The sequence below is a fragment of the Spectribacter hydrogenoxidans genome (genome assembly GCF_031846275.1).
GTDB lineage: Bacteria > Pseudomonadota > Gammaproteobacteria > Nevskiales > Salinisphaeraceae > Spectribacter > Spectribacter hydrogenoxidans.
The window spans coordinates 1-21,038 of record NZ_JAVRIB010000025.1; the positions used below are offsets into that span (position 1 = coordinate 1).

General features: G+C 60.4%; 14 protein-coding genes. 11 read left to right on the forward strand and 3 right to left on the reverse strand.

What is annotated here, in order from left to right; translation table 11 throughout:
* Nucleotides 1-309: 309 nt before the first annotated feature.
* Nucleotides 310-999: a HEPN domain-containing protein gene (locus RM532_RS15180; RefSeq protein ID WP_311654188.1), complete on the reverse strand. Its 690-nt coding sequence runs from the start codon at nt 997-999 to the stop codon at nt 310-312.
* 268 nt (nt 1,000-1,267) lie between these two features.
* On the opposite strand from RM532_RS15180, the gene RM532_RS15185 reads away from it, so the two are divergent.
* The gene (locus RM532_RS15185; RefSeq protein ID WP_311654189.1) at nt 1,268-3,355 is read left to right on the forward strand and encodes an AAA family ATPase; all 2,088 of its coding nucleotides are present in this window, start codon (nt 1,268-1,270) and stop codon (nt 3,353-3,355) included.
* A gap of 32 nt (nt 3,356-3,387) precedes the next feature.
* Here the strand turns inward: RM532_RS15185 and RM532_RS15190 are convergent, their stop codons facing one another.
* Nucleotides 3,388-4,326: a helix-turn-helix transcriptional regulator gene (locus tag RM532_RS15190; protein ID WP_311654190.1), complete on the reverse strand. Its 939-nt coding sequence runs from the start codon at nt 4,324-4,326 to the stop codon at nt 3,388-3,390.
* Nucleotides 4,327-4,597: 271 nt separating this feature from the next.
* Here RM532_RS15190 and RM532_RS15195 point away from each other — a divergent pair, with 271 nt between their 5' ends.
* From RM532_RS15195 to RM532_RS15210, 4 genes are all read left to right on the forward strand, one after another.
* Nucleotides 4,598-4,933, forward strand: a complete 336-nt coding sequence (locus tag RM532_RS15195; protein WP_311654191.1) for a hypothetical protein — start codon at nt 4,598-4,600, stop codon at nt 4,931-4,933.
* A gap of 35 nt (nt 4,934-4,968) precedes the next feature.
* Entirely contained in the window at nt 4,969-6,282 is a 1,314-nt protein-coding gene (locus RM532_RS15200; RefSeq protein ID WP_311654192.1) for an ADP-ribosylglycohydrolase family protein, read from the forward strand.
* 290 nt (nt 6,283-6,572) lie between these two features.
* On the forward strand, nt 6,573-7,928 hold the full coding sequence (locus RM532_RS15205; RefSeq protein ID WP_311654193.1) for a PKD domain-containing protein: 1,356 nt from the start codon (nt 6,573-6,575) through the stop codon (nt 7,926-7,928).
* A 108-nt stretch (nt 7,929-8,036) separates the two neighbouring features.
* Nucleotides 8,037-8,312: a cytoplasmic protein gene (locus RM532_RS15210; protein WP_311654194.1), complete on the forward strand. Its 276-nt coding sequence runs from the start codon at nt 8,037-8,039 to the stop codon at nt 8,310-8,312.
* Between the two features lie 124 nt (nt 8,313-8,436).
* On the opposite strand, the gene RM532_RS15215 is transcribed toward RM532_RS15210, so the two are convergent.
* Nucleotides 8,437-8,853: a hypothetical protein gene (locus RM532_RS15215; protein WP_311654195.1), complete on the reverse strand. Its 417-nt coding sequence runs from the start codon at nt 8,851-8,853 to the stop codon at nt 8,437-8,439.
* Nucleotides 8,854-9,153: 300 nt separating this feature from the next.
* On the opposite strand from RM532_RS15215, the gene RM532_RS15220 reads away from it, so the two are divergent.
* From RM532_RS15220 to brxC, 6 genes are all read left to right on the forward strand, one after another.
* Nucleotides 9,154-10,083 (forward strand): metallophosphoesterase, encoded by a 930-nt coding sequence (locus tag RM532_RS15220; protein ID WP_311654196.1) that lies wholly within the window; start codon nt 9,154-9,156, stop codon nt 10,081-10,083.
* 156 nt (nt 10,084-10,239) lie between these two features.
* Nucleotides 10,240-12,924, forward strand: coding sequence for a PD-(D/E)XK nuclease family protein (locus RM532_RS15225; protein WP_311654197.1), 2,685 nt, complete (start codon nt 10,240-10,242; stop codon nt 12,922-12,924).
* On the forward strand, nt 12,921-16,160 hold the full coding sequence (locus RM532_RS15230) for a UvrD-helicase domain-containing protein (RefSeq protein WP_311654198.1): 3,240 nt from the start codon (nt 12,921-12,923) through the stop codon (nt 16,158-16,160). The genes RM532_RS15225 and RM532_RS15230 overlap by 4 nt, the downstream gene beginning before the upstream one ends.
* A 333-nt stretch (nt 16,161-16,493) precedes the next feature.
* Nucleotides 16,494-17,099 (forward strand): DUF1819 family protein, encoded by a 606-nt coding sequence (locus RM532_RS15235; RefSeq protein WP_311654199.1) that lies wholly within the window; start codon nt 16,494-16,496, stop codon nt 17,097-17,099.
* The gene (locus tag RM532_RS15240) at nt 17,096-17,668 is read left to right on the forward strand and encodes a BREX protein BrxB domain-containing protein (RefSeq protein ID WP_311654200.1); all 573 of its coding nucleotides are present in this window, start codon (nt 17,096-17,098) and stop codon (nt 17,666-17,668) included. Before RM532_RS15235 ends, RM532_RS15240 begins: the two co-directional genes overlap by 4 nt.
* Nucleotides 17,669-17,697: 29 nt before the next feature.
* The coding region (gene brxC / locus RM532_RS15245; protein ID WP_311654201.1) for a BREX system P-loop protein BrxC at nt 17,698-21,038 on the forward strand (3,341 nt) is incomplete at its 3' end.

Here is a 21,038-nt window from a genome sequence, read left to right on the forward strand (position 1 = left end):
GGCGGTGCAGTATGAGCGGGCTTGCGTTTACGATGCGCTCGGCAAGAAGACCCGGGCCCGGGAAGAGTTCGAGCGGATCTATGCCGCCGATCCTGGCTATGAAGACGTTAGGAGCCGTCTCGGCCTGGCCGGCTGATGGGGGCTAGAACCGAGCGTGTCGAGGCTTTTGTCGATCGTAGCCGGGGCCCAGACAGTCGGGTCAGAAGCAGGATACGGGTGGACAATGCTGCGCATGGCTGGAGCCGTGAAGCCGGTGCCGCCCCGACCCTGACTGGCGGCGAGATGCTTAAGTCAGTCTAAACGGACGAATCACCGCTCGACGACAGGGTATAGCGCATCCCCCCACAGAGTGTCGGGATGCCGCATCATCAGGTCCAGCGCGATAGGGACGATGTCGGCCAGAATTTCGTTACCGAGGCTGATCTGCGGCCGATTGACACGGCCGTTCCAGGTCGCGCCGCCATGCACGATCTGGTTTCTCAGGGTGTAAAGCGCCTGGAAGACGATGCTTAGCAATCGCGGAGTATCTACCGCCGCCAGCGCGGCATTCGCCGCCTTCCGGTAGGACGAGAAGCGCGCTTCCCAGTCACAGTCCGGCTCATCGTGGTTGAGACTGTCCCAGAAGGGTTGATAGACGTACTTGTTGTTCAGCAGGTTGCGGATTGGACCGGCGTAGCGCTGCCAGACCAGCTCGTACAGCCGCTGGTTATCGTCGAGACTTTCCAGCTTCGTGAAGAATTGCTGAATTCGTTCCGGTTCGCTCGTCCGGCCGAGGCCGCTGAGGTTCTGGGCGTAGGCGGCGTTGAAGGCGATCCACAGGAAGACGAAGCGGCCGTCCTGGTCATCACACTGGTTGGCGCGGTCCAGCCAGCTGAGCCCGCGGTGGACTCGTAGCGCCATGCCCTCTGGGAAATGGTCGCGATGTGCCCGCTGAAACGTCTTGAGTTCTTCATGGCCGGGTATTGCCAATGCCACTGGGCTTCTCTCCGCGTCAGTCATGGGCACCAGTCTGCCCGGCGCAAGACCTGGGCGCCAAACCCACCATCCCGAAATCGGGTTATGTCATGACATAAACGCGGCTGGGTATCTAACTTGATCGCACATGTACTCGCCCCGTAAATAAGCGACATAAAATGTCGCAAAAAGCCGGAACATGGTGGCTCGAAAGGAGGTCGCCATGAGTTCGATACCCAAACACAAGCTGTCCGAGCCCCGGAATCGTCTATTCGCTCTGCGCGTTCTGGTTCAGGCGCTCAAGCGCCGCCACGTGCGTATTCCCGATCTTGTCGACCGGGATGAGCCGGCATTCGACGTGCTCGGCGCACGTTGGCACGAGAGAGTGTCGCGGCTTCTCGAGGACGACGATGACAGCCACGGGATGCCCAGCACGCTGCGTGACCTGCGCCCGGGTCTACGCCGACAGTTGCTCGATTTGCTGGACGCCGCGGAAGCAGAGCTTGTCCGCAAGGCTGGTGTCCCACGCGATCGACTCACCAGCAATATCACTCGGCTGAGTCGTTTAATCGGTCTGAATCGGACCGAGGAATCGGTCATCGAATTCTGTGCACGTCAGGTGCTCTATCCGCCGCTTGCCGAGCTGGCGATGTCCTTCGAAAACCTCAATGCCATTCAGTTCTTTCGTGTGCTCGGTCGCGTGACCGGTTGTCAGCCATCACGGCTACAGGCGGCGGTGCGCGAACAGTCCCGCCTGAGCCAGTCGGGCCTGCTTCAGGTTGATGAGCAGTGCTTTCGGGGTGCGCAGCATTCAGTTCTTGCCAGTAGTTTTGACAACCTGGAGCTGATGCCCGGCCTCGCGGATAAGCTGCAAATGGCGCATTTCGACTTCGACGAGGTATTCGGCCCGTTCTTCGCCCGACGCAATCCCGGGTCGCTGAGTCTCGATCAGTTCAGCTACCTCGGCGACGACCTGTCGGTACTGGACGCCATCCTTCGGAGTGCCGTCGATAGCCGGGGGCAGGGATCGCAGGTTCTGCTTTATGGGCCGCCCGGCACTGGCAAGACCGAACTCGTGCATGCCCTAGCTGATGCCATCGGTGCGGATTTATATGCCGTTTCGACCGGCACGGCATCCGGCATGGCCTACGACGGTGCGGAGCGCATCCGTAGCTTTCGCCTGGCGCAACAGGCACTGCGGCATCGGCGCCGTAGCCTGATCCTGTTTGATGAGGTCGAGGATGTCTTCGGCTCCCAAAGCCTGTCCCATGCCGGGTTTTCCGGTCGTCGCCACAAGGGCTGGATCAATAACCTGCTGGAAAACTGTGCCGTGCCCGGTGTCTGGGTGACCAATCACGCCGGTGGCATGGACCCGGCCTACATCCGCCGATTTTCACTGGCACTGAAGCTTGATGTCCCGCCGAAGTCCGTTCGGCTGAAGATTTCGCGGGATTATCTGGAGGACCTATCGGTCGCACCGGAGTTACTGAGCGGTATCGCAGCGACGGAGGACATCACGCCCGCCGACCTGGATCGAACACGGCGCGTTCTCTCGAGTCTGCCGGGTTGGTCCGGGGATCGCGAGAAAGCCTCATGCGCGGCGCTGACCCTGCTCGGATCGGGGCCCCGCGGTGGGGGACGAGAGCGCCTACGGCCGCCGGTTCGCCAACCCATGCCGGCGTTTGATCCTGCGCTGATCAACACCGATGTCGATCTCCGGGACGTCGTGGATGGCCTTCAGCGCAGTGGCGAGGGACGACTGTGTCTATACGGGCCGCCCGGGACCGGCAAGACGGCTCTGGCAGGCTACCTTGCGGAAGTGCTCGAACGGGATCTGATCACCGTGTCGGCATCCGACTGGCTGGACCCGTACCTCGGGATGACCGAGCGCCACATGCGGCAGACGTTCGAGGCCGCAGCGCAGCGCTCGGCGGTGCTTCTGGTGGACGAAGCGGACAGCTTTCTTCAGGACCGTGACAATGCCGCACACAGCTGGGAGGTGACCCAGGTGAATGAGTTGCTCAAACGGCTCGAGCAATGTCGCGGGATTGTGCTGTTCGCCACCAACGCGTTCGAGTCGCTCGATCCCGCCGTCTTGCGTCGCCTGGACATGAAACTGGCGTTTCGCCCGATGAACGCCGGACAGAACCGGCTGATGTTTCAGCGCGTTCTCGAATGTCACGACATTGCCGTCGAGAAGGAGGCTGTTGCCGCAGCCTGTACTCGTATCCAGTCGATCGGGTCGGTCGTTGGGGGTGACTACCTGGCGGCTCAGCGCCGGCTACGGGTGCTGGGCCGAGCGATGACGGCGGCGGATCTGGGTGACGCGGTCGCAGCGGAGATCCGGGTTCGTGCCAGGCATCGCGGGCAGGGGATGGGATTTACCGCCACGCTGAATTGAACACCCGGCTTGGGCCCGAGGTCAGTGGTGATTCAGTTGGAGTACTGCGCCGCCGCCTCAGCAAGCGCCGAGCTGACGCGCTGCCGAAGGCGCCGGGGTTTTTTCACCTCGACTTTGGCACCAAAGCCGAGTATCCACCAGATCAGATCATCGGTTTCGAGCACCGTCGCGGTCAGCCGTACCCGGCCATTGTCGTCCTCGGAAAGACGCTGGTCGGTGCTGAGCGGGCGCTCCTCCAGATGTTGCGCGGTCTCCGGTTCGAACAGCAGCTCGACGCTGATGGTGCCGCCACCCGTTGGGTAATTGAAGCCGCCCGCATCGCCAATATATCGATCGATATCGAAGCCGGACGGCTTGTGTATCGACGTCTCCAGCAGGGAAGCCGACGTGATGCGGTGGAGAGTGACCTGAACCGGATTGTTGTAGTCCCAGAACGGGCCGACCAGGTAGAGCACGCCTTGCCGACTGACCAGGGCAAGTGGACTGAACTCGTAGGTCTTGGATTTGGATTCACCACGTGGCTGGTAGTCCAGCAATAGGCGACGCTCGTGAAGCAGAGCCTCGTAGGCCGTCTGCTGGATTTCCGGAGAGGTACTGGCCGGCGTGAGAAACGGCCCGACACCGACGGCCCGGACCTTGTCGCGCCAGCTACCCAGCTTGCTGGAGCTGGCCCCGTCGAGCACTTCCTCGGCGCGGCGGAAATAGGGTTCGAGCAGCGCCGACGTGCCTGGTGGCAGCAGCTCGGTGAGATGGCCCCGGGCAAGGCTGAACGCAATCGCTGTACTGGGGTTGAGCCCGGGCACATCCATGGTTCCGAAGTCCGCGGGCCAGAACCAGAGATTCTGGCGACCGTCCTGTTCAACGGTATAGCCAAAAATCGCGGAGAGCTTGTCGAGGTCGCGTTCGACGGTCCGGGGCGTCACCTCGAAACCTTCGTTTCGCAGATGCTCGATGACCTGCCGCGTGGACATGGATTGCGGATGTCGGGGTAGCGCCCGGAGCATGGTCCAGTGGCGCAGTAGCGTATCTCGAGTGACTGTCATGGTCGTGGCGTTTCTGGGTCCAGGGCTGGTAATCGCAGCATTCGTGATTTATGCGACATGCAATGTCGCACCCCCGATTCAGACTGGCAACCCGCCAACGCAGCGTCTGCCTGCGATTGGTTAACAGGTTGGATACCGGCTTGGGCAGCGTGCCTGCTCTTGAGGGCGGTGTCCGGAGCCGGTGAACGAAGGGAAAATCATGTCCGAATTTGATCAAGCGACACTCGAGCGAGTTCACGCCACCAGCCATGACCAACGAGCGCGGGTAATGCTCAGCCGGGTGGCAGGCTGCTTCTTCTGCCTGCGTATCTTCCCGGCAACCGAGATTGATGACTGGCTGCACCCAGGCGAGGACGGTCTCGGGCGAAAGGCCGTGTGTCCGTACTGTCTGGTCGATAGCATCATCGCGGACGGCAGTGGCCACGAGCTAACCACCGATCTTCTGAAAGCCATGAAAGCGCACTACTTCTGGCCCGATGACCCGTCTGACAGTGGCCGTGAGGCCGCCGGATTTGGCCACGACGGGGGTGCGTAACATGACAGTCAGGAAAACGTGCAAGGAGACAACGAATGCGAATTCAACCGGATCAAATCGACCGGGCACGCGGTGCCCTGGTGGGCCTGGCCTGTGGCGATGCCGTGGGTACGACGCTGGAATTCAAGGCACCGGGTAGTTTCGAGCCCATCCGCGATATGGTCGGCGGCGGGCCATTCAGCCTTGAGCCTGGCCAGTGGACCGATGACACCAGCATGGCGCTGTGTCTGGCAGCCAGCCTGCTTGCCCGGGATGGCTGCGATCCGGTGGATCAACTCAACCGATATGTTCAGTGGCGTGATGACGGCTACATGGCCGCGACGGGGCAATGCCGTGACATTGGCAACACCGTGAATGCTGCCCTCGAGCACTTCCAGCGCACGAATGCTGCTGACAGCGGCAGCCGCGACGAGAGCGCATCGGGCAATGGTGCGCTCATGCGACTGGCCCCGGTGGTCCTGTTCAACATCGGGGATCCGGAGGCAGCCCGTCGTGACGCAATCGTAGCCACCATCACGACCCACGGTTCGATGCTCTGTCAGCAGGCCAGCGAGGTCTTCGCTGCACTACTGCACGCGCTGTTATCGGGTCGAGACAGGGCCGAGCTTCTCTCCCGCGAGGGGATGCAGAACCTCATGCAGGACCGTGAGCTCGATCCACGGATCATGGCGGTGATCGAGGGCTCATTCCGTGACAAGGAACCGCCCGAGATCCGGGGAACGGGCTTCGTGGTGGCCTCGCTGGAGGCGGCGCTCTGGGCATTTCACCATGCGGTTGATTTCGAGGACGGGGCGTTGCGAGCCGCCAATCTCGGGGATGACGCGGATACGACCGCCGCCATCTACGGTCAGCTTGCCGGTGCCTACTTCGGGTTGAGCGGTATCCCGACGCACTGGAGAGAGCGGCTACAGAACGCGCAGGTGATGATCGACATGGCCGATGCGTTGGTGATGAGACTCTCCTCGGCTGTCCTGTTGGAGGCAAAGCAGCTTTGCCAGCTTCTGGTTGCCGACCCGGAGCATGGAGTCCTGCTGGGCCTGCTGGATCTACGAGACGGGACGCTAGGGATCAACAACTACAGTGACTTTACTCAATCGTGGCATTACTCGCGGATACCGGATGCCATGACCGGACTCGTGGAGTTGGCCGCCGGCGCCACCTGGTTTTCGCGAGCTGAGCATCTTTGTTGGGGTGCTTTCGGTGGGCACGTAAGTAGCGGCGACATTCCGCGACACTTCGATAATATGGGAAATCGCCTGCGTGACCTGCGCGACTTCATGGAAGTCGGCGCACTTGTGCCTGAATGGATGAGGGAGCAACCGTTCTGTAAATTTTCAAGCCCGTTTTAGAGGCGAGCGGCTACTCACCATCGTCTCGGATCGGATCCGCGTAACGGTGTCCGATCTGCCGTTCTTGTCTTGCCCGCGTTATTGACCGACACCGCGCCCGAGCTTTTGTCTCGGACCGGTGCGTTAGGCAGCGCCCGCGTATCGGGCCGAAACCGTTTTATTCAAGCGACACAAATTGTCGCACCTCCTGCTTAAGGTTTGTTCTGGCGGTGGATGTCATTGGCCGGCACCCAATCCCGCGGTGACCGAGACTGCTGCTGCCGCCGACACTTCAGCAAGGGGAGATGCCCGTGGACTTGAAAAGAACGCTTTCGATAACCCTGTTACCGCTTACGCTCCTGGTGGTTGGCTGCGGGGGAAGTGGTGGCAGCAATCCCGATGCCGCCACCAACGAAGGGGGCGGGGACAACATGCCGCCACCTTCAATGAATGTTGCGCCAGTTGCCGAGGCCGCTGACGACCAGAATGTTCGTCTCGGGGATCTGGTCACGCTGGATGGCAGCGCCAGCACCGACCCGGATGGAGACATGCTGACCTTCAGTTGGCAGCTGGAATCGCCCGCTGGCAGCGAAGCCACGCTGGACCAGGTATCCGCCGCCAAGCCGAGCTTTACGCCGGATACCGTGGGTGAATACACGGCAAGTCTGACGGTATCGGATGGTGAGCTCTCCAGTGAACCGGACACCGTGGTTGTGTCGGTCGCCCGCGCCAATAGTGCGCCGATGGCCGACGCCGGGCCGGATCAGAACGTCACCACGCAGGATGTCGTGACGCTCGATGGGTCAGGCAGTATGGATGTGGATGCCGATACGCTCACCTACGCCTGGCAGTTTACCTCGCTGCCAACAGGCAGCGGAGCCACGCTCCAGGATGCCGATACGGCCACGCCGAGCTTCGTTGCGGATCTGGAAGGCGACTACGTCGCCGAGCTGGTCGTGAATGACGGCACGGTCTCCAGCGATCCGGATACGGTGACTATTACCAGTGTCCGTGCCAATTCCGCGCCGATAGCGGATGCCGGCACGGATCAGGAATCACTGGTTGGTGATCGGGTCGACCTGGATGGCACCGGTAGTTCCGATGCGGATGGGGATCCCCTGTCTTACGACTGGACATTGAAATCGCAGCCGGCCGGCAGCAATGCGACGATTCGCCTGGCCCAAACCGATACGCCGTCGGTGACACCGGATCAGGCCGGTGATTACGTGGTCGAGCTGATCGTCGATGACGGGGAGGCACTCAGTCAGCCGGACAGTGTTGTCGTCACGGCCGTGGCACCCGAGGTGACCTTGTTCCGGCTGCCGAGTTTCGGGGAGCCTAGAGAGGTTGGTCTGCCGTTCAGTTCGGACGCCCAGCGAAACACGACCGTGATTGGTTCCCAGGTCACCACCCTCGACCGGTTCCGGCTGGAGGCTGTCGGGGAGGCATTCACCGTCATCGATGCCAGTGCCGTCGATGCCAACAACGTCGTCGTCGCGTCGTTCAACGGGTTGCAGTCAATGCAGAGGATTCAGCCCGATCAGCCGGTGGAGTTCAGTCTCGAGAGCGAGCTGACCAACGGCCGCACGGCCGACATCACCTTTCGCTTCGAGATCGAGGAAACGGGGGAGACGTTCCGGGCCCGGTATCTGTTCACCAGCAACTAGCTCGATTGACGTGCGTCGGCGCCTGCCCTTGCCGGGGGCTGGCGCCGATGTCACTAAGAGAAGGGGTTAACTCAGAGCGAAACGGCATAGCCAGAGGAAATTGCAGACATGACGGATACCAAGACACTCGAGAAAATCCACAAGACCAGCCACGACCATCGGCAGACCATCCTGGCAAGCAAGGTGCTCGGTTGTTTTTACTGTCTGCACCAGTTCGCGCCGTCGGACATCGACGACTGGTGGGATGAGGATGAAGCCGGAGTAGGCCATACGGCCACGTGCCCCGCATGCGGTATCGATAGCGTGATCGGAGACGGGGCTGGCTGGAGCGTTGATGCCGAGTTACTGACCGCGATGAAAGCGCACTTCTTCTGGCCGGATTGAATCCACGACGTGAGGAACTCGCATACAGTCAAGACCGCCGCCGTCCATGACTCAAGTCCCGCGTTTATCGGAATCCCTCAGCGGAAAGGCAGCCATTGCTACGGCCGGGCAAGCGACGTGCTTTCTACTTATGCCGGTAGCAATGGAAGCTGTTCCCGAAGCGGTAGATGTTGTAATCGGGCAATTTCTTCGCTTCCCGAGTTAGCAGCTTTTCGTAAAGGTCAGCGCGTCGTTTGTCACACGCATCGATGAAAAACGCATGCGGTCGATCCCGGCGGATCCAGTTCGCAAACCGCTTCAATACGGGCGCAAAAACGGTCATGCCGTTGCGGTGGACCCTGGCGTCGTCGACGCGCGTGGTCCAGTCGGTCGCGTCCTCGGGGAATAGCAGATCGTGGTCGGAGCATCGCTCCCGACCGATGGGCTTTTTCTCGACGAGGGCAAAACTGAGCCTGCCCGCGGGACTCATGTGGAGTCGATATCTGTGACCATCGATCGTGAGCAGTCGGGTGCGGCCGGGAAGGGATTCTCGCGTGGACATGAGTCGTAACCTCGTGGGCAAATCAAGGAGCGGTTTGGCTGCAACCGGGGCCACTCCTAGCAAGCTCACAATAAGTCAGGATGTCGACAAGTTATGTCGGAGTGATGAGCCGCGGGGAATCGTTGGAACGCCGGATTGCGTGATCAGCCTTTATCGCGATTCGCTTATTACGACACGAGTTGTCGCCAGTCAGGCTAAGGTTGTGGGAGACCTGGGTAGCGGCCGTCAGGCCGATATGCATCGCGACGTTCACGCGTCCATGTTGTCGGGCGCCGGGGGAGAAACGCAAAGCGGGGGATCATGCACGAGGGAATTGATTTCATCGGTGATGTTCATGGGCATGCGGCGCCGCTCGAACGGCTGCTCCGCAAGCTGGGTTATGACGACAGCGACGGTGTTTATCGCCACCCGTCGAGAAGCGTCATGTTTGTCGGGGATCTCATCGATGGCGGCCCCGACAATACGCGAGTGATCGAGCTTGCAAGAACCATGGTCAGCCAGGGCGAAGCCCGGGCCGTGATGGGCAATCACGAGTACAACGCCATCGCCTATCACACGCCGGACCCGGAACGGCCGGGCGCGTTTCTCAGGCCGCATACGGCCAAGAATCTTGGCCAGCATCGGACCACGCTCGAGGAGTTCACCGATCATCCGGCCGCCCTCACTGCAATGATCGACTGGTTCCAGACGCTGCCGCTGTTCCTGGAAGTCGACGGTGTCCGCGTGGTTCATGCCTGCTGGGATCCGGCATCGATCGAGACGCTCAAGAGCCAGCTCGGCCCGGGCAATACCCTGACGAATGATCTGTTGATTCGCTCGGCGCGGCGCGGCTCGGATGAGCACGCTGCTGTCGAGCACGTTCTCAAGGGCGCGGAAATGACACTGCCCGATGGCGCCGGCTTCGCTGACAAGTACGGCCACATTCGCCATGAAGCCCGTATTCGCTGGTGGATGCAGGAGGCTGACTCGCTACATGACATGGTCATCGGCCCACCGGATCTATACGACGCCGTGGCAGGACATCCGGCCGTAAAAGATGCCTTGATGGGGTACGGGTCGAACGAAGCGCCGGTGTTCTTCGGCCACTACTGGCTGCGCGGCATGCCGCAGCAGCAACAAAACAATGTGGCCTGCCTCGACTACAGCATTGCGAGAGACGGCAAGCTGGTGGCGTATCGATGGGACGGAGAACGTCGATTGAAAGACGACCACTTCGTGTGGGTGGCCTAGTGCCGGTAATCCCGGCCCCCATGTCGCCTGATGCGCTTGCTGACCTGATTACGGCGGGAGGAAAAAGCGCGACATCTTCGGGCTGTTTGTATTGCGATGCTCCGGCAGGCCATGCTCGGGACGTGATGGGGGATACGCGGGAAATGTGGGGGCGCCGTGCCTTGGCTTGAGAGCGAGACCTTCCTCTGGGTGCCGGACCCCAGTGCCGGGCGCCGCCTGCGCCGCCTGTTTGCGGAATCGGATAGTTACATCGGCCTTCGGGTCGGCACCTATCCCGAGCTCATCGAACTGCTGGCCGGGCGTTTCCTGCTTCCGTCGGCAACAGACTGGTCCGGTCATCTTCATGAGGTACTGGCAGGCGCGGATGACGCGTTCTGGTCGTCGTCCTATCAGCGCGACCCCAGTGGCGTTGCGTCGGCCGTCGAATCGGCGTGGCGTGAAGTGCGGGTTGCGACCCTGCCGGGGCAGACTTGGCCAACCAACCCTGATCCGAGAATCGCGGCTCGCCTCGCCGACCTGGCTCGCTTGAATGCGATACCCGAGAAGGACTGGCCGCATGACCTGATGGTGATGGGGGCGGCTCTCGATCCCGACCAGGCCGCGATTCGCCCGGTCAGCATCGTCAAGGCCGGGATCTCGGGCGACTTGAATGTCTGGCAGCAGCAACTCCTCAACCGCTTCCGCACGGGACCGAGCGCACGGTTTGTAGGCGTTCAGAACTTCAGGTTCCGCAAGCATCTTCGGGCGTCTGGTGATGCCCAGTCGAACCGGCTGGCGCAGGTAAGGCGCAGACTCGGCCGCATCGGTCGCAACTGGCCGGATGACGAGTCCGTCGAACTGGTCAACGTCCGCGACAGCCTTGAAGCGATCGAGGTTGCCATTGGCGCCATCCGCAAGCAGCTGGACGATGACGCGAGCCTGGCACCGGCCGATTTCGGTCTGCTGATCCCCAACGACTACGCACACGGCGATCGTCTCGGTCATCTGGCAGCGCAGAGCGGCATCCCGTTGGCCAACCTGCCTCGCCGCCTGGTCGAGCGGGATCTGGGGACGGAGCTGATTCGTTTCGCCCTGATCGTGTTTTCCGGCGCGCCCCCGAGCATGGCCATGCGTGCCTTGCTTGCTCATCCGCTCATGCCGTGGACGCCCTCGCAGGGCCGGGACATGGCGCAGCACCTGCTGGATTACGGGTTCCGGATAAGACCACCACAGGACCTGGAAACCGCGCATCGAGAATTGATCGAGCTGTTGTCGACGAAACCTTCGCTGGAAGAAATTCCCGACGCACTGGCGACCCTTGCCCGGTCCCTTCGTGCGGATGCGGATCTCGAGTTTCATCGCCGGCGGGCCGAGGCGCAGGCGCAGCTCGTCACGGCCGAGATCCGGGCGGGCCAGCGCGATATCACCAGGCTTCTCAAACGCCTGGATACCACGCCGGTCGAGATGGAGCGTGATCGTGAGGTCTCGCTGGAGGGTGTCTGTGTCGTCAGGGAAGGGGAGTTGCCACTGCGGACCGTGAAGCGGGTGTTCTTGCTCGACTTCCTGGAGGGGCATTTCCCGAGTGTGCCCGGCATGTCGCCGGTTTTTTCCCCCAGCGAATGGCGTGACCTGGCGGCCGCTGGCACCAGCGTGCGACTGCCGGTCGAACGAGCCGCGACAGAGCGCCGGCTCTTTCGAAAGCAGATCGACAATGTCGAAGAGCAGCTGATCGTGCTGATCCCACGGATGGGGCTATCCGGGGAAGCATTGCATCCGTCGACATCACTCATGGATTTCGCACTCACGGCGGGCTCCGCGGATGCGCCGGAAAGCGTCGTGCTGGATCTGGATCGGGCCGAGCATCGTCGTCGTTTGTCCTGGCTCCCCACGATTGAAGGGTATCGACCAAGCCAACCACGCGAGCTTCAGGTTTCGGACCTGGCGCTCGGCCGCAATCTGGTTAACCGATTTGAGGTTACGGACGAGGCGGGCAAAACCCTGTCGCCGTCGAAGCTGGAATCGCTTCTCGTCAGTCCGCTCGCGTGGCTGCTGGGGCAACTCGATGCGCTACCCAGGACCTGGGAGCCGGATGGTTTCGATCCGCTTACCGCGGGTTCGGTGGCGCACAAGGTTTTCGAATTGCTGTTTCCCGCGGGGTCGCGGGGTCTGGACCGGGACACGATCGAGGCGCGGGTGCCGGCACTCTTCGACGCGGCGCTACACGAATACGCCCCGTTCCTGCTGGCGCCGGAGTGGCGCGTCGAGCGTGACAATCTCCTTGGCGTAATTGAACGGGCGGCAAATGGGTGGTCGGACATGCTCGGCCATCTCGATGCCGAGTTGCTTGTCTCGGAGGTCGGCCTCCGGGGGGAGTTCGAGCGCATTGCGCTCTATGGCAAAGCCGACGCCGTTCTGCGTCTGCCCGAGGGGGCGTTGGCCGTGGTTGACTACAAGAATGCAAGTGGCAGCCGATTCGAGAAACGGATGTCCGGCGGCTGGGATCTTCAGACCGCGCTCTACAACCGCATGCTCGCCACCGGTGGCCCGACCGACGAGGCGGTGCGCGCGCAACTTGGCTCGGGCGATGCGCACTCGACTCTTTACTACGCGATGGCCAGCCGTACCGCATGTGCCAACTTCGATCGGGCCGGGGTGCCCGCATGGCGCTTTGCCGGCGACGATACGTCGTCCCTGGCGCTATCGCTCCTGAAAGAGCGCCTGGCAGCGCTTCGAGCCGGCCGGGTAGCGCTGCCGCGCAGCGAGCAGATCAAGACGATGGAAAAGGCTGGCGTCGGCACCTATGCGCTGAACGAGTCGCCCCTGACCGCGATCCAGATCGACGACGAGGGCGGTGAGCCATGAGTCATCAGTACTCCCGGCTCATTCCGGCCAGTGCGGGCTCGGGCAAGACATACACTCTCATGACCATGCTCCGGCAGGGCATCGTCGGGGGCGCCTGGGACGCCGACCCGAACGCCAACCGGCCGCCACTTCCATCACCCTTGCGTCCGGAGGCCATCACTGCGGTCACCTTTACCGAGGCAGCGGCTCAGGAACTGCGCCAGCGCATACGCGGCACGCTGCTGGCGGCAGGCCGTACGGCGGACGCGGCGCGCCTCGAGGAAGCCTACGTCTCGACCATCCATGCGCTGGGTCTGCGTCTGCTGCGCGAGACGGCCTTTGACCGCGGCGATGTGCTCTCGCCGCGCCTGTTGAACGAGGACGAACAGCGCCAGTTATTGCGCCAGGCCCTTGGTCGTACCACGTCGATGCAGGCGCTCACGGCGAACCTCAAACGGGCCGGCTTCCAGTACACCTCATGGAATCAGGAGACCGCCGAAGACAAGTTTCGCCAGACGGTGCTCAAGCTGATTGACTTGCGCAACGTCATGCCGGCGGCTCGCTCACTGGATATGATCCAGGCGGATACGCGGGGCTACATCGCCGATGTGTATGGACCGACGCCCGATCGCACACTGGCAGAGATGGCGGCACCGTTGCGATCGGCCATCCGCGATTTACTCGAGGTGTTCCCGGAGTCCCTCGCGGCAAAACACGCGACCAGTGCCACTGCGAAAGCCGAGTTCAATCGGGATTTCGATAATCTTCGTCGTGCACTGGATGACCCGGCGGCGCTGGAGCAGGACTGGCCACTCTGGTGCGCCCTGGGTGACCTGCGACTCACCAAGCGGGGGTGTCCGACACCGGACGGCTACGACGAGCGGGCGCAGCTCGTCATGGATGCCGCCGCGAGCCTGTCTACACATCCGGGCCCGCTCGCCGAAGCGCAGGCGCACATCGGCACGCTGCTGACCGGGGCCGACGAGGTGGTTGCCGCCTATCGCACATTCAAACAGGAATCCGGTCTCCTGGACTACGGGGACATGGTGGCGGGGGCCGTGGATGCGCTGCGCGACGATGCCATCCGGGATCGTCTGGCCAGCGCCATGGACTGCGTGGTGGTGGACGAGTTCCAGGACACGAACCCGCTGCAATTCGCGATGCTCTGGCGGCTCATCGATAGTGATCTGCCGGCGGTCATGGTGGGGGATCTGAAACAGTCGATCATGGGATTCCAGGGGGCGGATCCTCGCCTGTTTGAATCCCTCAACGAGCTGTATCCGGAACTGAAGTCACCACTCCACGCCAACTGGCGATCCCAGCCGCGGTTGATGCATATGATCAATGCATTCAGTCAGCGGCTGTTCCCGGATTACGTACCACTCGAACCCAACGGCAAGCCTTCGGCGCTGCCGCCGCTCCACGTCGTGGCAATGCCGGACGAAAAGAACTGCAAGAGCCCGAAATGGCGTGCCGCGCGCATTGCCGAGGTGTTCGCGCGAAAGCTGGCGGATCCGGAGATGGTTGTCATGGACCGGGGGACCGGTCAGGAGCGGCGTCTTCGCGGTGGCGATTGCGCGGTGCTTTGTCCAACGCATTCCGCTATCGACACCTATGCCGACGCATTGCGCCAGCGTGGAATATCGGTGCGGCTCCGGGCGGACGGGTGGTTCGAGAGCTACGAGGTCCAGATGGCGCTCCAGGCATTGAGCCTGGCGCACGATCCGGATGATCGGCATGCCAGGCTGTATCTCGCCGTGTCGGCGCTTGGTGGCTCCGATTTGGACGGAGCAATCCGTCAGCTTCTGGACGGTGAGGCCCTGCAAGACCCTGCCTTCACCTCGTTGCTGGACGAGGCGGATGCGGCCTCTCGCTTGCCCGTTAACGCCGTCATACCCCGCATTCTGGAAACCGTGGGGTTGTACGACCTGGCGGCTCACTGGCCGAATGCCCGACAGGCGCGAGCGAACCTGTTGCGTCTGGAGGGTCTTGGTCGGGACTTCGTCGATGCCCAGCCCGAATCACGAACCGCTGCTGGCATTTATGGAACCGGCATCCCCCAATTCCTCTGCTGGGTGCGACAACGGGCCGAGAATGAGGATCACCAGCCCCGTGCCAGCGTCATCGAAGAAGACGCGGTGGAGTTGGTGACATGGCATGCGTGCAAGGGCAGGGAATGGCCCGTGGTAGCCGTGTGCGGCCTGTATCAGAAGATCGAGCCACGGCTGCCGGACCTGCGTCTTCAGTACGATGATTTCTCGGCTATCGATCGCATCCTGGATTCGGCCAAGCTGGCATACACGCCCGACTATGTTGATCCGGATGCGAAGGAGCGATCGCTGGCGTCATTGCGGGAGGAACATCAGGCGCAGATCCTGCGAGAAATCTATGTCGCCATCACCCGTCCGCGTGAACAGCTCTTACTCGAGTGGCCGCTTGATAAGGCCGACGCCGACCAGCCGACACGGGCCGGGCTGTTGCAACGACATCTTGCTATGCGACTTGATGATGACGCCATCGAATTGATCGGTGGCGAAAAGGTGCCGGCCCTTGTCGAGCACGCGGAAGAGGGCAAAGGCGTTACCGTAACGACCCGAGCCGAATCCTGTTCTCGCGTTGTTTACGGTCGCCTGGCCGCAAGATGCGAGCGATCGGAAGTGGTATTGACGCCAGATGCAGTCCAACCAAGTGCCCTGAAAGGCGATGGCGGCACCAGCCTGACCCATGAAGTCATTGAGTATGCGCCGTCCCTGGAACTTCCCTACCACGACGATGCGGCAGCGGTAGGCACCTTCGTTCACCGGGCGTTCGAGCTGGGTTTCGATGAGGAACGAATAGTCGCCGCGCTGAGAATGGACGCTGAGAATCTGTGGCCGGGTGAATCCGGTCAGGTGTTAGAGTCGCTCTCAAGAAACGTGCGACTGTTCCATGAAACCATGAGGAGTCACTTCCAAGTGGAGCGCATGCGGCCAGAAGTTTCGCTGCTGTCGTGCGAATCATCGAGCCCAGTCTTCAACGGAGTCGTCGATCTCTTGGCCGAGGGCAATGGCAGAGCAGTCTTTGTTGACCACAAGACGGATCGGGAGTCGGATAGCGATGCGCTCGCGGCGCGGCATGCGCCGCAGCTGCTGGCTTACCGGAGCGCCGTTAGTGATTGCCGATTATTACTCAATGCTGTTCGTTCGGGGCAGCTAATTGAGCTGATCCCAGCCGCGCCCTATCACGGGTTGCGTACGATAGCGGCTGCTGTGACTTGATCGGCATCGAAGCTTGCGTGCCGCGACTGGCTATCCACCGTCTTGGATCATGTAAACACGGAGCCGTTTCCATTTTCTCCGATGGCAGGCCTGGTGCCGATGGAGATCGAAATTTTAGCGCCGCTAATCAGCCCTCAATCGAGTTGCGTTGCTTACTGCCTTGCGTAGGGGGACACCATTGAAGCTGACTAGCTGTGTGCGCGTAGTGCCTGTGGGATTGGCGGCCACCTCCTCAGTTCAGTCGCCGGGTGCTCATGTGTGCTGCCATCGACCTGATTGCGAGATTGTTTTGCTAGCCGGGCAAAGTCCGCAAGTACCATGGGGAGATATCTGATGACTGGCTCTCTATGCGTCCTTGAAGCTAACTTCACCAAAGCATCGCTGATCGTGGCGGAATCGCGAATCGTGGCTGGCCTGTTGCTTGATGGCGTGGACGCCGATGCCTGGAAGCAGAAGATTGAGTCCGAGAATATATTGCAGGCCCGTACCAAGAACACGGCGAAAAGCTATGCCGCAATTGCCCGCTATCGACTAGAAAGCTGCGATTCGACTCTCTGGGAAATCGTTCGCGACGCTGACGTTGCTGTTTCCACTCAAGCGGTGATGGTGGCAACGTTGAAATTCTCCCCATTGCTCGCGTTGTTCATGCGTACGGCTTTAGCGGATGAATATCGTCGCATGAGCCAGAAGCTCGAAAATCATGTCTGGGTCTCGTTCTTTAGTGATCAGGCACTGAATCACCCGAACCTTGCTGCCGTATCGGCAGGTACTCAATCCAAGCTGCGGCAGAACGCCTACCGCATTCTTACGGAAGCGGGTTACCTGGGGCGTCAGCGCAGCCATCTACTGCAGCATGTACGAGTTTTTCCGGAGATCCGACGCTATCTTGTTGGCCGCCACGAATCGGAAGTCCTCGCCGCGATGGAGTGTGCACGGTGACCCCACTTGATGAACGCCTGAACGAAATACTGCCGATCCTCACATCAGAGCGATTCCGCACTAACAAGGGCTTGGGTAATGAGGTGCCGTTCTACGCCTTTGATTACCCACCGGAGGATGAGTTGCACCTGCGTAACCACATTCGTTTCGTGGTCGACCAACTGGGAAAGATGAAACCGGTGACCCGGGTCGCTCACGTCCACCTCTTCATGGTCCTGCTCGAAATTCTTGACAGCGAAGATTCCTATGAGGACATCGTCGACGTGCAGCGCAGGAAAGGCAGCGAAGTCGCCTTAAAGCGAGCAAAAGGGCTGATGGATCCGCAATATGTTGCCGATTACATCGTAAGGAAGTGGCCCGTGGCTGACCATGATGTCTACCTCGTCGAGGGTGTGGGCAGCGCCTACCCGCTAATGCGCACGCATAACTTGCTGAACAATCTGCAGCCCTTGCTGGGGCAAACGCCACTGGTGCTGTTTTTTCCCGGCAAATACGATGGACAGTCCCTGCGACTGTTCGGCTGCCTGGACGACAAACCGTATTACCGTGCGTTCCGCCTAGTCGGCTGATACGCAAGAGTTATTTAAAGGGGCGAGCTATGCAGATCAAGGATCTGTTTGAACGTAGTATTCACCGTGGCATAAATGGTGTCATCAAGGCTGAGCAGCGCGATGAGGCGAACGTCTGGCAGGAGCTGGATGAGTATGTCCTCACCCGTGAACTTGATGGCCATCTGAGGACGTTCTTCGATACGTACCTCGCGGCGCTAGACAACCCGGCGGACGCAAGCGGTAATGTGGGCGTTTGGGTCTCCGGGTTCTTCGGTAGCGGTAAGTCACACTTTATTAAGATTCTCTCGTACCTGTTAGCCAACCGGCAGGTTACCCAAACGGGCGAGACTCGCCGTGCGCTGGATTTTTTTGAAGAGAAAATTAGCGACACAATGTTTGCTGGCGACATTGCACGTGCCGTCAGTAGTGATGTCGATGTACTGCTTTTCAATATCGATAGCAAAGCCGACAGCACCGCCGATAGAGATTCGATTCTTCAGGTGTTCCTGAAAGTCTTTAACGAACAATGTGGATATAACTCCATTTATCCGCACATCGCACATCTTGAGCGGGCGCTTGATGGCGAAGGCCGGCTCGGCGCCTTCAAAGACGCGTATAAAGCGGCGACCAATACTGACTGGGACGAAAACTTCAGGACGGCCGCCAGCAAAGCAAGGCAAATTGCGGACGCATATACCGCGGCGACGGGGCAGCCGATCGATGACTCCGACGCGTGGTTGGATCGCCTGGAGAGAGATTTCGCAACGTGGCTAACCGTGGAAAACTTCGCCCATATGATCCGAGAGTATCTGGATCAGCGGGGCAACGGTCATCGGCTCGTGTTCCTCGTGGACGAAATAGGTCAATTTATCGGAGGCAATACGCAGTTAATGCTGAGCCTACAAACAATCACGGAGAATCTCGGTACCAGTTGCGACGGTCGCGCCTGGGTGATCGTCACTAGCCAGGAAGATATCGATGCGGTGGTCGGGCAGCTCCGGAGCGGTTCACCGCATGACTTCTCCAAAATTCAGGGCCGCTTCCGTACCCGCCTGTCCCTCTCCTCGGCAAATGTCGACGAGGTCATCCAAAAGCGCTTATTGAAGAAGACCCAGGGCGCCGCCGACCACCTGAAAGAGTTGTACCGTGATCAGGCGGATATTCTGAAGAATCAACTGAGCTTCAGCGATACCGGCCGCACTTTTAAAACCTACGACGATGCAGATGAGTTCGCGGCGGTCTATCCCTTTGCGCCTTATCAGTTCAGTCTCGTCCAGAGTATTTTCGAATCCGTACGAAAGGCCGGCGCCACAGGCCTGCACCTGGCCCGCGGCGAACGCTCGTTGCTGGATGCCTTCCAGTCTGCAGCCAAAGCCATAGGCGAAAATGAGATGGGCGTGCTGGTGCCGCTGCACCGCTTTTATCCGTCCATCGAGAGCTTCCTTGAAGGGGTCGTGAAATCGACCATCGAGAACGCACGCACGAATCCTTCCTTGCAGGACTTTGACGTTCCCGTCCTTCAGACGCTGTTCCTGATCCGCTATGTCGACGAAATTCCGGGCAACGTCGATAATCTCATTACCCTATTCTTGGATGAGATTGACGCTGATCGCCGTACCCTGCGCGACCAAATTGAAGCGAGTCTACAGCGGCTGGAAGGGCAGACCCTGGTTAGCCGCAATGGCGACAATTTTTTCTTTCTTACCAATGAAGAACGGGATATCAGTCGAGAGATCAAGGCGATCGAGCTGACAGCTGCCGAAGAAACGAAAACGCTTGGTCAGTTTCTGTTCGATAACGTGCTTGGCGGCTTGCGCAAATTCCGCTTCACGGACAATGGCAATGATTTTCCCCTCAACCTGGCTTGCGACATGCACCCGCATGGGAGCCGAGCGGAGGGTGGCTTAGCTTTGTTAGTCGTGACGCCGCTCATTGACGATCGCGCGGAATGGACCGATGCCAGGGCGATCCTCAGAAGCGGTGAAAATGACGGCCAGGTTATCTTGCGTCTGCCGGACGACCGTCAACTTGCTACTGAGCTACGTCAGTACATTCAAACTGACAAGTTCCTTCTGCGCCGTGACGATAATAGCCTGTCTGATTCCGCCAAACGAATTGTCAGTGACCGGGGCGACGAGAATCGGCAGCGCGCCGAACGTCTGCGAATCACCCTAGATCGTCTGCTGACAGAGGCAACGCCATTTGTCGGCGGCTATCAACCTCAACTGAATGCGGGTTCGGCGGACGCCCTTGTCGAAGCAGCATTGCACGATCTCGTGCGCAATACATTCGGCAAGCTCAGTTACATTGAATATCCAACCCCCGACCCGCAGGCAGAGATTGAGTCATTGCTTGATGACCCCAGCACCCTCTCGCTTGATCTGGGTAGCAAGGATGCCATCAACGCCAGGGCACTCAAGGAAGTTCGTCAATTTGTGGAGCTCGCGAGTGCCCAGCATCGCCAGATTGTGCTTCACGACCTGGCGACGATTCAATTCGCACGACGCCCTTACGGCTGGCCGGAATGGGAAACCGTGCATCTGATTATTCGTTTGGTGAAAGCGGGCGAACTGAGCTTGCGTGCGCACAATACGCCGTTGCCGATCAACAAGGTCTGGGAGCACCTGAATCCGCCCTCCAGATGGCGCAGTCTGGAAGTTCAGCGCCGCAAGGCGGTTGGAAGCTCGGAACTCCAACAGGTCCGTAACCTGGCACGCGATATCTTTGGCGCCCTACCGCCGGAAGACGAAGATCGCCTCTACGCCGAGCTCAGGAATCAACTTATCGCCTGGCGGCAGGAATTCCGTGAGTGGCGCGGCCTCTCGGCGTCTGCGGGCTACCCGGGCAAGGCCATGGCTGATGAAGGGGAAGACCTTTGCGATACGCTGCTGGCAGCGCCGGACAGCTACACTGCCATCGAGCAGTTCCGTCAGCACAAGGCGAAACTGGAAGACTCGAGCGAAAACCATCGAGAGCTGAAACACTTCTTTAACAGTCAGCAGCCCGTATGGGACAAGCTTGTCAGCGCCCTGCGTAATTTCGAACCCAATCGCCCCGAGCTGGAAAAGGACGACGGAGCGAGACAAGCCCTGCAACGCCTGGCTGAAATCCAGCAAGCGCCGTCACCCTTCGGCCTGCTGCATGAAGTGGAGGCCCTGGTGTCGACAGTGGATCTCGTCAACAGTGCCGCGATCGACAAAACCCGTGAGCACGTCCTCGGCTTCATCGAAAAGCAGATCGTGCGGGTCACCGTCGATCTCGACGCCGCGCAGGCCGATGCCGACACCCGCAACCGCTGCCTGATCCATCTTCAGAATATTAAGAAGACGGCAGAGGAACAAAGCAGCTTGGCGCACCTGCATCAACTCTCCAGTCGTGCCCTAGACGC

Coding starts and splice junctions, on each gene's coding strand:
- RM532_RS15200 (WP_311654192.1), top strand. CDS start 4,969: ATGCGAATTCAACCGGATCAAATCGACCGGGCACGCGGTGCCCTGGTG.
- RM532_RS15220 (WP_311654196.1), top strand. CDS start 9,154: ATGCACGAGGGAATTGATTTCATCGGTGATGTTCATGGGCATGCGGCG.
- RM532_RS15195 (WP_311654191.1), top strand. CDS start 4,598: ATGTCCGAATTTGATCAAGCGACACTCGAGCGAGTTCACGCCACCAGC.
- RM532_RS15180 (WP_311654188.1), bottom strand. CDS start 999: ATGACTGACGCGGAGAGAAGCCCAGTGGCATTGGCAATACCCGGCCAT.
- RM532_RS15190 (WP_311654190.1), bottom strand. CDS start 4,326: ATGTCCACGCGGCAGGTCATCGAGCATCTGCGAAACGAAGGTTTCGAG.
- RM532_RS15215 (WP_311654195.1), bottom strand. CDS start 8,853: ATGTCCACGCGAGAATCCCTTCCCGGCCGCACCCGACTGCTCACGATC.
- RM532_RS15235 (WP_311654199.1), top strand. CDS start 16,494: ATGACTGGCTCTCTATGCGTCCTTGAAGCTAACTTCACCAAAGCATCG.
- RM532_RS15210 (WP_311654194.1), top strand. CDS start 8,037: ATGACGGATACCAAGACACTCGAGAAAATCCACAAGACCAGCCACGAC.
- RM532_RS15230 (WP_311654198.1), top strand. CDS start 12,921: ATGAGTCATCAGTACTCCCGGCTCATTCCGGCCAGTGCGGGCTCGGGC.